Consider the following 14516-nt stretch of genomic DNA (forward strand, 5'->3'; position numbering starts at 1 on the left):
TCTCCCAATGTAAGGGCTTCTGCCAGCATATCGCCAAGCGGGAGAAATTTGACAAGATCGACGGATTGCCCGACCCGTGCGCAAAAATCCGGTGAAGTGGCTTCTGCCACGGCCTGATAGATTTGGTAGACGGTATCGTGGCGCAGGAAATTCTTCGGGTCCATTACCTGCGCTTCGTTCAACCCCAGAGGATCCAGAACAAACGCGGGTTCGACCCCCACGCTGCGAAGCGCTGCGACAACCGGACCCGCAACTGAAGCCCTGACGAGTGGCAGCGACTGATCCGTGTTATTACCAAGTCTTCTTGTCATCTCTTCTCCAGAAATTCGCAATATTCCCGAGTGTAGGAAATTCCCACAATAAAATTATGAAACCTTGCAATTTCCCAAAACTATTTTTCTCGAACCGGTAATCTGTCAGGCATCAAGTTATTCGAATTCTATAATGACTCCTAATTGCGCCTTTTACGATTCTTGATGATAGGAGCCCTGATGAACGGATGTCTGATGCGCATACTTGTGCCCGCAGTACTGGCTGCGAGCTATCTATTTCCAACTCATGCCGCTTCACAGGAAGAAAGTTTCCCGGTCCTTTTCACAAATGTTCATGTCTTTGACGGGGTGAACGAGGCGCGGATCGAGAACGCAAACGTTTTGGTCGTCGATAACCTGATCGCCGAGGTTTCGACTGAGCCGCTTGTCGTTGCCAATGCGCAAATCATCGAGGGCGGTGGGCGCACACTGATGCCCGGAATGCATGATCAACACGTGCATCTTACCGTGTTCAACCCTCTCAGCGATGGTTTGCGCCAGAATATCACACCCTTTCATCTTGGCGGCGTCGCGACAATTCGGTCTGAACGCATCCTGATGAATGGGTTCACCACTGTCCGGGACCTAGGCGGACCAGCAAAATCCATCGCTCGCATTATAGATTCCGGCATGTTTCCCGGGCCGCGCATTTACTCCTCTGAAGCCTTCATCACCCAGACATCCGGGCACGCGGACTTCCGTAAACTGAACGACCGGCATCCCACACTGTCTGGGCAAGGACCATCACATTGGGTCGAAAGTGAAATGAGCTTTATAGCCGATGGGCCGGATCAGATCCGGATGGCCGTACGCGAGAACCTGCGCCGCGGGGCAACTCAGATCAAAATTATGGTCAGCGGCGGTGTTACGTCCGAGTTCGACCCCCTGCATTCGCTTCAGTACCAAGCCGATGAAATCCAGATGGCAGTCAAAACCGCCGAACAGTGGGGCACATATGTGACCTGCCATGTGTTCACTGAACAGGCGATCCGAAACTGTATCGACAATGGCGCGAAGACCGTCGAACACATCCCGTTTCTGACTCCGGAAGTGGCCGAGGTTATGGTTCAAAAACAGATCATGTTTGCGACCGCCGTGGCTCCGGTCTACTCGGTCTCCACCGAGCAGGCCGAAGCATTTTACACACCAGCGTCGTTTGCGAAGTGGAAGACGGTGCGGGATGCCGCGGCCAACATGATTGAAGTAATTCAAACCACGCCAGGCATGATCGACCTCTATACCCTGGGCACTGACCTCATCAACAACTGGGACCAAACGCTAGAGCAGGACAAGAAGATGAGCGACGAGTTCAAATACCTGCTTGAAGCGAATTTCACACCCTTCGACATATTGCGCATCGCAACTTCAAACGGCGCGCGCATGAACCGTCTTACTGGTTTGAACAATCCTTATCAGGACGGCCCGCTGGGTGTGGTCGAAGTGGGTGCATACGCCGATCTTCTATTGGTCGACGGGAACCCGCTGGAGGACATCCTGCTGCTATCCGATCCCGACACCAATCTGAAGATCATCATGAAGGATGGCGTGATCTACAAGAACACACTCGACTGAGTGTCGCGTGGGGTGAACTTACCTCGGCACCCCGCGCACTAAATTTTAAGGGAGAGAAGGACATGAATATTTCGACAAAGACGGGTGCCGTCGCGAGCCTGGTTTTTTTCACGGCCACTGCCGCGTTTGCGCAGGACACCCTGCCACAAACCCTGTTCACCAACGTCCATGTCTTTGACGGAGTAAATGAGGCGCGGATCGAGAACGCCAGCGTTTTGGTTGAAGGCAACTTGATCAAAGAAGTGTCCACCGAGGCCATCGACGCCCCTGGCGCGACGGTTGTGGATGGAGGTGGTCGCACATTGATGCCGGGGCTGATCGACAGCCACGTCCACCTGAACCTAACCGGTCTGTTCACAAGCTTTGGCGGCGCGGAATATGCGAATTGGGACGGCGTCGGCGCGATGGCAGTCGCAAACGCACGTGATTACCTTATGGATGGGTACACAACGGTTCGCGATGCCTGTGGCCAAGGCGATGCGATGAAAAAGCTGATCGATCAGGATATTCTTGTCGGGCCACGGATTTACCCGAGCGGTGCGTGCATCGGTCCACAATCTGGTCACACGGACTGGCGCAGCCCTCGTGCCCGGGCTGAAGGTGGCCCCGTCGCACAGGTGGAAGAACTCAATCTCGCGGTCGTTGCAGACGGCGTAGATGAAATCAGAACGGCCGCGCGCCGGAACCTCAGCTATGGGGCCACGCAAATCAAGCTAACCGTTGGCGGCGGTGTTTCCTCGGAATTAGACCCGCTTTGGTCCGTTGGATACAGCGTGGAAGAAATAAAGGCAGCGGTCGACGTTGCGGCTTTTTTTGACACTTATGCTTTCACGCATGCCTACACGGACGAAACTGTCCAAATGGCACTGGATGCGGGCGTCAAGGTCATTGAACACGGCCAGATGGTCACAGAAGAAACCGTGAAACGAATGGCTGATGAAGGGATATTCTGGTCCCTCAACACCGCCGGGTTCTCACCGATCCTGTTTGAGCACCCGAACTTTGCACCGGGTACGCCAGCAGGCATCAAGCTTGCGGTTGCACATGACCAAAGCAAGGATCTCATCGCGCTTGTCAAGAAATACAAACCCAAGGTCGTGCACAACGTTGATACAGTACTGTCAACGCTCGATCAGGGCCGTGCCCATCGCGATTTCGAAAAGTACCAGTTTGCTGATTGGTTCGGCAATCATGCCATGCTGGTCTCCGCTACGTCGACCGCGGGCGAACTGGCGCAGCTGACTGGCCAACGTAATCCTTATCCGGAGCAGTTGGGGGTGATCCAAGAAGGAGCCTACGCCGATATCCTGATCGTCGATGGCAACCCGCTGGAAGATCTTTCTGTCTTGGGGGCCCAACCGAAATGGTTTGACGCGGAACCGCGTGAAGAAGGTTTCGACACTATCCGTGTCATCATGAAGGACGGCAAGCTCTACAAGAATACGCTGGAATAAAAGGAAAGTGGGGTGGTCTATCTTTGATAACCCCACACTTCAGCCAAGAAACCTTCCCTGAAAGGAAAGACTGTGAAACATCTCAGCCTTGGCGTCTTTATGGCGATCTGTGGTTCAATTGCCGCTGCTGAAGACGCCGAAAGCATGCGTACGTTTTTGTTCATTGGCACGTCCAATAGCACCGCTTGGGAAATGCAGATCGCCAATCCGGGGGATCGCGCAGCCTCGGTGAAAAGCGGGATCGAAGCGCTCGGCGGAGAGCTTTTGAGCTATTACTGGGGGCTTGGAAACGGGAAGAACTACATCACCGTTTCACTGCCAGACGATCCAAGCTTTATCCAGGCCTTCTATGTCAGCCGCCTCGGCGACGGCTTGTTGGATGACTACCAGATGATCGAATTGATGAGCAGCGCCGACATGGCTGTGGCGCTGGAACGTGTTCCCGAAATCAAAGCTGTGGATGACGTAAAGTGATTGGAGGCTTGTCGCACCAGAGATCGTATCTTCCACCACGACCGACCCTTGCCACTGCATTATTGAGCGCCTTTGCACTATTTGGCGGTGCTGCTGATGCCCAGGAAAATTCTGCTCAGGCGAAACTGGAGGCCGCAGCCCAGGTATCGTTGGGTGGTCCGGGATCAGCCAGCGCGCAGCAGGAGCAAGACAGGTTGCGCCGGCTGGAAGATTCGCGTTGGCCCGGTTTGGACCGTGCCATTGATCCAACCGAAACCGCTTTGGGTCGATTTCGGGAAAACACCGGATTGGCGCTCAGCTTTGATTACCAAGCGCTATACCAACGCAGTTCTCACAGCCTGACCGGGCAGGACGAATCTGCATCCGGTCAGCTCAGGATGGTTGGGACGTGGGAATTGGCAAACCGGGGTGGTGAAAACCCGGGTAGCCTTGTCTTTATTCTGGAGAACCGACACCGGTTGGGCCAGTCCATTGCACCCTCAGCACTGCCTGCGCAAATTGGATATCAAGGGGCAACTGCGGTCACGTTTGCGGACACGAACACGACCTTGTCGGTAGCTTACTGGCAACAAGCCTTCGCAAACGGACGAGGAGGAGTGGTGGCGGGTCGAATCGATCCGGGCGACTACTCTGACATTCTGGGTTACGTGAACCCAAGGACGACCTTTTCGAACTATTCAATCCTGTTTAGCCCGGTGCTGCCAATCCCCGATCCCGGTTTTGGTGTCACGGTCGGCGGCTACCTGACGGATCAAATTTATGCGTTAGGGGTGGTCAGCGATGCCAATGGGTCTCTCACAGACATTGAGTGGTTTTCCGGGGGTAGCGAATTCTACAAATACGCCGAGATCGGCTGGACGCCCGAAAAATCAAAACGATTTCTGACAAACGTTCATCTGGGGATGTTTCACACGGATGCGCGCCAACAAGTTGGCGTACCGGAAACATATGGAGCCACACTTTCTGCCAACCATACATTCGACAACCAACTGATGATCTTCGGACGGCTGGGATGGTCCAATGGCGGCGGTGCGTTGGCCAAGCGTGCAGTCAACGCAGGCTTGATGTGGCGACCTGGCCCCTATGATGATCTCCTTGGCATAGCGGCCACTGTTGCCGACCTGACGACACCAGGATTGCCCAATCAAACGACACTTGAAGCTTTCTACCGTTTGGACTTGGCCGACAATCTGGCACTGACGGCAGACGTGCAATACCTGAAAAATCCCGGATCAAACTCGAACGACCCGCTGGTCTTGGGACTGAGACTGAGGGTCAATCTTTGATGAATGCCGGGTAGCAGTTTCCGTTCGGGCTTCATTTTGGCCGGAACGGGCGGGGGCGGCAAGTGAGTGGGTCGCCCCCAACTATTTTTAATGGCAGACCTTTTCGGTCTCCTTATGATCTCTTCAGTCTTTATGTGGGAGCTTTAGTATCATGGCGCGATACATCTACGGTTTGGTTATTTTGCTCTTTGCTGCGGCGGTTTCGACGTCAAACGCTGTTCCAGCGTATGCACAGAACGCGGCGAGTGAACAGGAACCTGCTGAGGTACAGCAAGAAGATCTCTTAACTCAGGTTGCCGACAAATCAATTTCTGCCGGTGACCTGGAGATACTGCTTGTTCCGCTGACGACTGATGAGCTTTCAGAAATTGCTGTTGCCTGGCAAGACCATGTTCGCAACCAACTTGAAGAAATTGCCCGTATCAATCTTAGCCTTCAGGCCGGAAACGAAGCGCAAGAAGATGACCTGAGATCACAGCTTTCTTTGATAAACGACACTGGCACTGTAATTTTGGATAATTACACTCTGGTCTTGAACGAATGGGCCCTAAAGGGTGCCGCCGAAGAAGACCTGAAACCGCATACCGATTATCTTTTAGCGCTCAAAACTGGCGTGCTTAAAACAACGGATTTACAGACTTTATTTCACAACGCTCTCCAATGGTTGGTTTCCTGGGAGGGAGGTGCTGGTCTTCTATTGGCTGGGTTGGGTGTTTTGGCTGCTGTTTGGGTTATGATGTTTGTAGCCAAAATGGTGCGTCGTTTAACTGAGCGCGGTCTTGAAAAGATACCAACAATATCGCGGATGCTTAAGAAATTCATTGCGACCGCAGTGTTTTGGGCGGTCTTTATTCTCGGCATTCTGGTTGTACTTGCCTTGTTCGGTGTGAACGTCACTCCTTTGTTTGCAATATTTGGTGGTTTGTCTTTCATTCTTGGCTTTGCGCTTCAGGAAACGCTAGGCAATCTCGCCAGCGGTCTGATGATCATGGTTTTGAAGCCATTCGATACCGGAGACTATATTCAGGTTGGCGGGTCATCTGGTTTTGTTGACGAGATGTCGGTCGTTTCGACAAAAATCCGAACCTTCGACAACCAGATCATCATTGTGCCGAATAGTAAGATCTGGGGTGACGTAATCACAAATGTCAGCGCATCTGATGAGCGTCGCGTCGATCTGGTTTTTGGGATCGCGTATTCAGACAACGCTGCTCACGCAATCGATGTTCTGAAGGAATTGGTCGCAAGACATGAACTATGCCTGAAGTCGCCTGATCCAGAAATATTTGTTGGTGAACTTGGCGACAATTCAGTCAATATCTTTTGTCGACCGTGGTCCAAGTCTGACGACTATTGGACTGTCTATTGGGACCTCACAGGACAAGCCAAGGAGCGGTTTGACCAAGAGGGAATATCAATACCGTTCCCGCAGCGCGATGTTCACCTGATCCCAGTGGAAGGAGTAAAGACATGAGAGCATTAGTAATATGGATGATGTCCTTTCTGCTTCTTTGCAGTGTAGCCTCGGCTCAGTCAGAAGAAGTTTTGCTGCCACAGCAGGAGCGAGAAGATCCCGAATTCATAGCACCGGTCATTGTCGACGGGGATGAGCTTTTTGTCGTCCGCGGATCCAGCGCATTGCCCGCAACGGACAGGGCCGCAAAGATTGAAGAAAGAATTGCTCAAGTCGCGGATAGATCAGAGAGCAAAACGGTCGACATCCAAATCTCCCGGGCTGAATTTGGACAACTCGTACGCGTCGACGGCCATATGGTCACTATTACCACTCAGGCTGACGCCGACCACGAACAGATGGACATTGAAGTTCTGGCCGGGCTGCAAGCAGAGGCCATCGAAAATGCCATTTTAAAGTACCGGGAAGCGCGATCCAGCGAAGGCCGCGTTGACAGCGCCTTGGCCGCTGTCGCTTGGACGGCGTTGTTTGCACTGGTGTCATACTTCTTCTTTGCCAAACGGAAGAAGTTTCTGGGCTACGTCAGAAACAACTTGGAAAAGAGAGCGGAAAGCGTCGAGGAAGCTACAAAGTCAATCCTACGAAGCAGGGCAATCGCGTCTATCATCGTTTATTCAATTCATGCTTTGATGTGGGTGCTGTTTCTGTTTTTTCTTTATTACTACCTGTCCTTGGTTTTGCTGTCTTTCGCGGAAACTCAGGCCATCGCTCAAGTTCTTCTAAAGTACGTCAGTGAGCCATTGATAAATGTTGTGCTGGCTGTCGTTGGGTACATCCCAAACCTGATCATGCTGGTGATTATTGCAGCCTTATGTCGATTTGCGATCCGCGGCCTCGATCTGTTCTTTGACAACCTGGAGAACGGTGCATTCGAAATCAAAGATTTCGAGGCGCACTGGATCGCGCCAACGAACATGCTGTTCAGGGCTTTGATCATTGTGATCGCACTGGTGTTCGCCTACCCATACATTCCGGGCTCAGGTTCCCGGGCGTTTCAAGGCCTGACAATTCTTGCCGGTATCATGGTCTCGTTGGGATCTAACACAGTTGTATCGAACATGATGGCAGGTCTGTTTGTCATCTATCGGCGCAGCACGAATGTTGGTGATCGAATAATGGTTGGCGACAAGATAGGGGACGTAACCGAAATCAAGCTTATGGAAACACTTATCAAATCCATCAAAAACGAAATGATCAGTATTCCAAACGCTCAGTTGTTGAACTCAGAGGTCGTGAATTATTCGCGCAAAGTCGATGGTCGAGGCCTTCTCGTACACACGACGGTCGGGATCGGGTACGAGGAGCCGCCAAAAAAAATCACGGCAATGTTGATAGAGGCGGCTCATCGCACACAGAGTTTGAAGAAAAACCCGGAGCCTTTTGTACTTTGGACACAGTTGGCTGACTATGCCATCAATTACGAAATTAACGCATACACATCTCGAGGATCGAGTTTGCCTAAGATTCTGTCTGATCTACACCAAAACATCGTGGAAGTGTTCAACGAGAACAGTACGCAAATTATGACACCGTCCTACATGGCTGACCCGCAAAGTCCTAAGATTCCCACTGAGGAATGGGATGGAAAGCTTGCTCATATAGCGGAGTAAAAGAATACCAAGCCCACTCTGGGTCCACAAAACCCCGCCCTTGCAGGTTGTCGGATTAGTTTGATTGATCCAGAGCTATGGGTAGGATTAATGCAATAGTTTTCAGAAAGTTTTGGGGTTCCAGATGATCAATTGGACATTTACCGCAATAGTAACGCTTCTCGCGAGTGGCGCTCTTGCCGCTGGTATGGAGCGGTGGGGTGAGTCTGGCGACTGGACAATTTTGATCGACCTCGAGAAAGGAAACGGCTGCCTCGCGTGGAAGCCCTTCGAAGACGACATGACAGTTGAAATTGGTGTCGCACCCAATCAGGCTGGCGGTTTCTTTGCCGCCTACAATCCGGCCTGGGTTCAGATTGAGGACGGATCAACCGGTATCGTGAACTTCGATTTCGGTGACGCAAAGTTTGAAGGCGAAGCCGTAGGTGTTTTTAAAAATGGCGTCCCCGGGGGTTACGCCTTTTTCGACAACCCCGCGTTTGTAACCGAATTCGGCAAGCGCCAAAGCGTCACGATAATTGGTGAAAGTGGAACCGAAGTAGAACTTGATCTAAGTGGGTCCTCAAAAGCCATCGAGGCCGTTTTGGCATGCCAGGCAGAACAGCCTGAACCACTAAAGAACTAGGTCGTGACCGACTATTGAAGCTGATTCATGTCTGGCACGCACGGTTGCCTGTCTGCTGGCATCGCATCAGCACCTTCCGGAGCCTTGTTTCTGGATCCACCTACATCCAACTTGAACTTCGGTGACGAAAGTTGGCCAGTCACGTCAAACGGCCACGCGCTACGGGATAGCGGTTTGCCAACTCGACGAGGTTCTGCCCTGATCGCAATAGTATCTTTGACCCAATCCACTTGGCCCTTGGCCACCAATTGAACAGAACCCGTTTCAACCACGATGGAGTCTGAGCTTACCCGGCCGGCTTCGATGCTAATTGGTGCCACAACGCATGTTATGTCCGTGTAACCTTGACGGAGTTCCTCTGAAAACAGCCATGGGAAAATACCAAGCCCTGCCAACTCCAGAAGGCTGGTGCTGACATAGCCTTGTGACATCGATAAAGAAGCAGTGCCGCGCATGGAATTCACAAACGCTTTGCCAGACGCGGTATTGCCTGAAACGTTAAACTCACCACTCAAACGTCCATAGGCATCTATCCCGATACCCAGTTCATCGAGAATCTCTCCGAATTCCCATCCTGAAGTTGACCCCGACAAGGAGAGCCAATCAGGTGAGTCAATCAGATCCATCACTGCCCGTAGGCTGAAGTTTCCACCGCCATAAGCCATCTGGAGCGGGCCAAAATCTACGGTCCCTTCTTTTGCAGACAATTGGCTGGAAACAGAAGTTACGCCTTGTTGGCCAACAATCTCCTTAAAGTCGATCTGTACCTCGACGTCTGCCTCTCTCAGTACGCGCTGCACATCCAGAAGATCGGCTGGCTTTCCTTTCTCCTTTGGTAAAACCAGGGGCTGTACGTTGGTTTCCTTCGGTAGAACCAAGGGCTGTACGTCGGTTTCAGGATCTTTTGAAGCGTCGCCTACCAAGCTTTTAAGCTGGTCCAGCGTAGCGGTCAGGTTTTTTAGATCGTTTAAATCGAGCCTTTTACTCGCAACGTTTCCGCGAATTACAGAAGCGCCCTCGGGAAATTTTGCATCCAAAGCGGCCAGAAGGTGTGACGAACCGGCTTCAAACTCGATTGAGGCAGTGAAGTCCTCGCCCTGCTTCGACGTCACTGCATCGACGGCAAGTGCGCCAATCTCGACAGGTTGCAATTTAAGCGCAGTCAGAAAACTAGCTCCGTCGCTGACATCCAGTTCCACGTCAAAATCAAGGCCTGACAGCCCTTTCAATTCGCTGACCGATAGCGCGAGGTCAAGCGCCCAAATATCTGTGCCATAGGTGGTTGCATTAAACCTGTTGAGCGAAACAGGCCCTCCTTCATTGGACAAGCTGAAGTCGGCATTTATGCCACCGAGCTGATCGACAAAATCTTCATCCATATTTGGCAAAATCAATTTGGCCGGCCCGTTGAGTGTGCCTTCGAAAGTCACGTCCTGAAGCTGAAGCAGGTCGAGAATTTCGCCGTCGGCCTTTAGAATTGGGTCCTCAATGGGTCCAGCCTGTAAGGCGATGCCCAGCATCGCAAGCCGACCATCGGGCATGCGGCGAATGCGTTCGATAGAGGCTGGCCCGATCACGTCCAGGCCTTGATCAAATGCGTTAGTTTGGAACAGAAGTTTCTCGAACTCGAAAGACGCAAGTGATCCTACCATGTGCATTTCAAAGGCTGTGAACTTCAGCTCCTGGAAACTCTTTGCTGCGTTCGGCGGCTGCCCTTCAGAAAAAAGCCGCGCGTCGAATAACAGATCAACGCCCCGAGCTGTGTAGAGGTCTTCTATCGACCCTTCAGCTGTAAGTTGCTGTCCGTCCTCAAGGTTTACGGTGGTCGTAAAGGTCTCGATTTTCAGAGCATCCTGAGAAACAAGCTCTGCTTGCAACTGGCCATTCCCTTCCAGAACTCGCTCCAGTCCAATGACTTCAAGAAAGTCACCGAACTCACCAGTGTCCATCTGCAAGACAGCACGATAGCCACCTCCTTCGCTTTCCGAAAATGGTTCGCCGTCATAGCTCACCGTCATTTCGCCAAAATTGGCGCGCGTCGTAAACGGTGCACTATGAGGATAGTCACCCTCGATTTCGAAACTTTGGCCGTTGACGGAGCCTGTCCCCGAGACCTTTGTTCTTTGCCCGTTGTCTACCTGTTCCAGAGCGAGAGACTGGAGGTCAAACACGAACGAAAAGCCAGAGGTTTGATCATCAATGTTCAACCCAATGGATGTGAAAGCTACATTCTTGTCACTCAGGAATGAGAGGATCCCGCTACCTTCTGGGTCGCCCTCATTGGACCCGCCTGTCTCAGCTATAGCTTCTTGATTGTCCACTTCCGTGGCGTTTACGGGTTCAGGTTTTGGCGTCGGTCGGCCTTTTCGCCAACTTGTAGTGCCGTCAGCAGCTGTAAGGAAATTCGCCTGGAGACCGTCAACGACGAGGTTGTCAAAGTGCAGACGTCGATTGGCCAAAGCGGCAACATCCAATTCCAGTTCCAGAAGGTTCAATTCTGCAAGAGATGCTTCCGGCATTGTTTGGCTCGGGATAATCACACCACCGACGTAAATGTGGGTAATGCGTCCAAGCGCGACACTTACATCGTCGTTGACCACAATCGGTTGGCCGATTTGTTCAGAAAGGACTTTTTCGACCAGGTCACGTCGCATCTCCGAGAATAGCGGCGCAGCAAGTAGCAACCAAACAAATCCGATTGTTGCAAACACAAGTAGTACGACAATCCCAATTGATCTAAGAAGCCAAGTCCTCATGCATCCCCCTGTCGTCGCCTACGCCGTTTGATCTATCTGCAATTCGGCGTTCGCCAATCTGCTGGACTAGATGGGCACATAATTCGGTTCGCGCGCGCCGCGCATTTCGTGCTCATCGGTCCAAAGCTGCCAGGATACGGGCATCCCGTTCGTAAGGGTCCTCGCGGAAATGAACGACCCCGTCTTCGACCCACGCTGTCCAATATGTCAAAAGAACCGGCATTGGCTCAGGTAGATCAACGCGCGTTGTCTTTCCGCTATCCAAAATGGACTGCATCTTCTGTCGGCTCCAATCTGGCTCTCCCTCCATCAGAAGGCTCGCGAACTCGAACGGATACTCAAGGCGAACGCAGCCGGAACTGAGATTTCTCTCGTTTCGGTCAAAAAGGGTTTTGTCGTTTGTGTCGTGCAAGTATACAGCGTATTTGTTTGGAAACATGAACTTAACCAAACCCAGCGCATTGTCTGGGCCCGGTTGCTGAACCAGGGTCACGCCGGGGTTCTTCGCCCCCCAGTTTACAGCGTTTGCGGGGATTGTCTGGCCATCCTTGTTCCGAACGACATAGTTGTTGCGTGTCAGATAGGCTGGATCCTTGCGGATGCGCGAAAGTTTGTCTTTACGAAAAATCGAGGCGGGAACGGTCCAGGTGGGATTGAATTCAATGTACTTGATTTCGTCTCGGAACACTGGGGTCTTTCGATAGGCTGACCCTGTGATTGATCTAGTGGTCCAAAGCGTGCCATCCGATGTGACCAAATATGTGCGGGCTCCTGCAATGTTCACCAGCACGAATTCGTCGTCGACTTCCCGCATAAGCCAGCGGCCACGTTCCAAGCTGAGACGCAGCTTGTTAATGCGATCTTCCACCGGTTTGTTTAGCGATGCGAACGTCTTACCGCCAATGACCCCATCGGCTTCTAATCCATGCCGACTCTGAAAAGATTTGACTAATTTCAACAATTTATCGTCGTAAACCCAAGCTGGATTTATGCCGTTTTCGCCATCTTCAGAAGAACTGCTTGTTTCAACGTAGCCTTCTGCCGCCAGCCTTACACGCAGCTCAGCGACGGCAGGGTCCACCATCTCTGGTTTAAGAACGGTTTCATCCGAAACATTGGTCCAACCGCCCTGTAAAGCAATGGCCCTATACTTACTCAGTGCTTCGACAAGCATCATATACTGCGCATTGTCGATATCGATGCGCTCGATTAACGCGCTAAAACCTTCACCTTGAAGAAACTGATTTAGGACAACGGCTGGGTCTTGTTGAATTACCGGTTTTGAGAAGTTCCAATCGTCGTCCAGTGCATTTGGGTCGACTTTCCCAAACACCAAATGATGAACCAGTTTCACCGCAGCGTCCGTTGCCAGAATATCGAACAATGCTTGATTAGAAACATCGCCAGTTTGGGCGGCCTTAAATGCGGCTTGAAGCTCCGCTAAGTCAAAATCTTCCGGTCTGAAGCCCTGTTCTATAGCGCCATCCAACTCCTCCAAGAGTTCGTCTGCCAATGCATCGCGTGTCCACGCAGGAGTGAAGCCCCTCTCTTCGTAGAAACGCGGCACTAGGATTTCAGCATCCAAGCTCTTTCTGTCAGGTAGCGTGCTACTCACGTCCAACTTGGCACCGAGTAGAGAAGCAATCTGCTCTGATATCTCGTTTGCGACACTTGGGTTGGGGAATATTGTTACCAATGCAGTTAGCGAAATCGCGACTAACGACTTAACGTGACCCACCAATACCTCCTGCGGCTTCGCGCTATATGCTGTCTCTATGTGGGAGGATACTCATACATAATGTATAATCAAATCGTAATTTATGATTTTAGTATGGCCATTTGATTGGAGGGTTCGAGTGCTGTGTGTATATGCAGGGGATTGACGCTGAACGTCCAAACGATCCTGTGGACGAGGCGGCCCTGTTGAATCTACTGTCATTGCAGTATCGACGGAGTTGGGCGGGTTATGGCGACATTTGTATTGGTCCACGGAGCGTGGCAAGGGGGATGGTGTTGGGCTCGCGTAGCCGCCCTTCTGCGCAGGGACGGCCACGACGTTTTCACCCCGACACTGACAGGGTTGGGTGAACGTGCTCACCTCGTTAGTGACGAAACCGATCTGGCCATGCATATCGAGGATGTCCTAGGGGTAATCACGTGCGAAGAACTCTCTGACATTGTTTTGTGCGGTCATAGCTATGGCGGCATGGTTGTCACCGGAGTGGCGGATAGAGCGCCCGACCACATTCGCTCACTTGTGTACCTCGATGCGCTCGTACCGGGCGATGGGCAGGCGGCCTTGGATGTTTTGCCTGCGGATATCGCGGCAGGGCTTCGTGATAGTGCCGCCGATGGTAAAGTCGCGCCGGGCCCAGCGGAGGCTTTTTCGGTGAATGGAGCAGACTGTGCGTGGGTGGACCGCCGAAATGTCGCGCAACCACTCAAGACATTTGAGCAACCGATGCAACTGGTGAGCGGCGGAGCCGAGGTGGTAAAGCGGACCTACATCTATGCCACCGGCTGGGTCCCTGGGCTTGGCCAACCGTTTTTTGAGCGATACCAGTATCAGTCGGGGTGGACGGCGATTTCGGTGCCATTCGGGCACTACGTGATGATCGATAGGCCTGACGACTTGGCCCGAATGCTAATGTCTGCGATTTGAATTTGGCCGCCGGATCCTGCACGAGCGCGCGGACAGCGAAATCGCCCGCATAGGAATAGTTATTGCTTCTATCCCGATTGTCCTACTTCAATCAGCGCTTCGGGCGAGATGCGCCGTAGCTCTGCAAGTGAATCCGCGTCTCGACTGATCAGCTGGCATTGATCTCAAACCGAAGCTTCAGCTTCAATGGCAGGCAACCGATCTCGGCGCCGTCACTTTCGGATGCTCGATAATGAGTATGCGGTACTAGCTAGGAAAATAAGATCGGCTCAGACAAGGCGCTCGACGTTAT

Annotated in this window: 11 protein-coding genes; 8 read left to right on the plus strand and 3 right to left on the minus strand. The window is 52.2% G+C overall.

Annotation, left to right across the window (positions count from 1 at the left end):
• Window positions 1–311 (minus strand): hypothetical protein (locus AC2FID_RS20455; RefSeq protein ID WP_496838466.1); only part of this gene is annotated, 311 nt, incomplete at its 3' end.
• A gap of 180 nt (window positions 312–491) precedes the next feature.
• Between AC2FID_RS20455 and AC2FID_RS20460 the strand changes: the two genes are divergently transcribed.
• The 7 genes from AC2FID_RS20460 to AC2FID_RS20490 all read left to right on the plus strand — a co-directional run bounded on the left by AC2FID_RS20460 (window position 492) and on the right by AC2FID_RS20490 (window position 8806).
• Complete coding sequence (locus AC2FID_RS20460) at window positions 492–1883, plus strand: metal-dependent hydrolase family protein (protein WP_282022546.1); 1392 nt, start codon at window positions 492–494, stop codon at window positions 1881–1883.
• Window positions 1884–1945: 62 nt separating this feature from the next.
• On the plus strand, window positions 1946–3337 hold the full coding sequence (locus AC2FID_RS20465) for a metal-dependent hydrolase family protein (protein ID WP_496838468.1): 1392 nt from the start codon (window positions 1946–1948) through the stop codon (window positions 3335–3337).
• Between the two features lie 72 nt (window positions 3338–3409).
• A complete protein-coding gene (locus AC2FID_RS20470) occupies window positions 3410–3811 on the plus strand; it encodes a hypothetical protein (RefSeq protein ID WP_496838469.1) in 402 nt (133 codons plus the stop codon).
• Window positions 3812–3873: 62 nt separating this feature from the next.
• On the plus strand, window positions 3874–5097 hold the full coding sequence (locus tag AC2FID_RS20475) for a carbohydrate porin (RefSeq protein WP_496838470.1): 1224 nt from the start codon (window positions 3874–3876) through the stop codon (window positions 5095–5097).
• A 151-nt stretch (window positions 5098–5248) separates the two neighbouring features.
• On the plus strand, window positions 5249–6571 hold the full coding sequence (locus AC2FID_RS20480; protein WP_282121341.1) for a mechanosensitive ion channel family protein: 1323 nt from the start codon (window positions 5249–5251) through the stop codon (window positions 6569–6571).
• Window positions 6568–8181, plus strand: a complete 1614-nt coding sequence (locus AC2FID_RS20485; RefSeq protein ID WP_496838472.1) for a mechanosensitive ion channel family protein — start codon at window positions 6568–6570, stop codon at window positions 8179–8181. Before AC2FID_RS20480 ends, AC2FID_RS20485 begins: the two co-directional genes overlap by 4 nt.
• Window positions 8182–8305: 124 nt before the next feature.
• Window positions 8306–8806: a hypothetical protein gene (locus AC2FID_RS20490; RefSeq protein ID WP_282171046.1), complete on the plus strand. Its 501-nt coding sequence runs from the start codon at window positions 8306–8308 to the stop codon at window positions 8804–8806.
• A gap of 11 nt (window positions 8807–8817) precedes the next feature.
• Here the strand turns inward: AC2FID_RS20490 and AC2FID_RS20495 are convergent, their stop codons facing one another.
• The gene (locus AC2FID_RS20495) at window positions 8818–11562 is read right to left on the minus strand and encodes an AsmA family protein (protein ID WP_496838474.1); all 2745 of its coding nucleotides are present in this window, start codon (window positions 11560–11562) and stop codon (window positions 8818–8820) included.
• Between the two features lie 112 nt (window positions 11563–11674).
• Window positions 11675–13300, minus strand: coding sequence for a L,D-transpeptidase family protein (locus AC2FID_RS20500; RefSeq protein WP_496838475.1), 1626 nt, complete (start codon window positions 13298–13300; stop codon window positions 11675–11677).
• A 228-nt stretch (window positions 13301–13528) separates the two neighbouring features.
• Between AC2FID_RS20500 and AC2FID_RS20505 the strand changes: the two genes are divergently transcribed.
• Window positions 13529–14224 (plus strand): alpha/beta fold hydrolase, encoded by a 696-nt coding sequence (locus AC2FID_RS20505; protein ID WP_496686348.1) that lies wholly within the window; start codon window positions 13529–13531, stop codon window positions 14222–14224.
• Window positions 14225–14516 lie beyond the last annotated feature (292 nt).

Source organism: Ruegeria sp. CDSC068, assembly GCF_059610545.1.

What these genes read in the sequence shown, in the direction of transcription:
- AC2FID_RS20460 (WP_282022546.1), top strand. Translation starts at nt 492, where the DNA reads ATGAACGGATGTCTGATGCGCATACTTGTGCCCGCAGTACTGGCTGCG.
- AC2FID_RS20465 (WP_496838468.1), top strand. Translation starts at nt 1,946, where the DNA reads ATGAATATTTCGACAAAGACGGGTGCCGTCGCGAGCCTGGTTTTTTTC.
- AC2FID_RS20480 (WP_282121341.1), top strand. Translation starts at nt 5,249, where the DNA reads ATGGCGCGATACATCTACGGTTTGGTTATTTTGCTCTTTGCTGCGGCG.
- AC2FID_RS20485 (WP_496838472.1), top strand. Translation starts at nt 6,568, where the DNA reads ATGAGAGCATTAGTAATATGGATGATGTCCTTTCTGCTTCTTTGCAGT.
- AC2FID_RS20490 (WP_282171046.1), top strand. Translation starts at nt 8,306, where the DNA reads ATGATCAATTGGACATTTACCGCAATAGTAACGCTTCTCGCGAGTGGC.
- AC2FID_RS20495 (WP_496838474.1), bottom strand. Translation starts at nt 11,562, where the DNA reads ATGAGGACTTGGCTTCTTAGATCAATTGGGATTGTCGTACTACTTGTG.
- AC2FID_RS20505 (WP_496686348.1), top strand. Translation starts at nt 13,529, where the DNA reads ATGGCGACATTTGTATTGGTCCACGGAGCGTGGCAAGGGGGATGGTGT.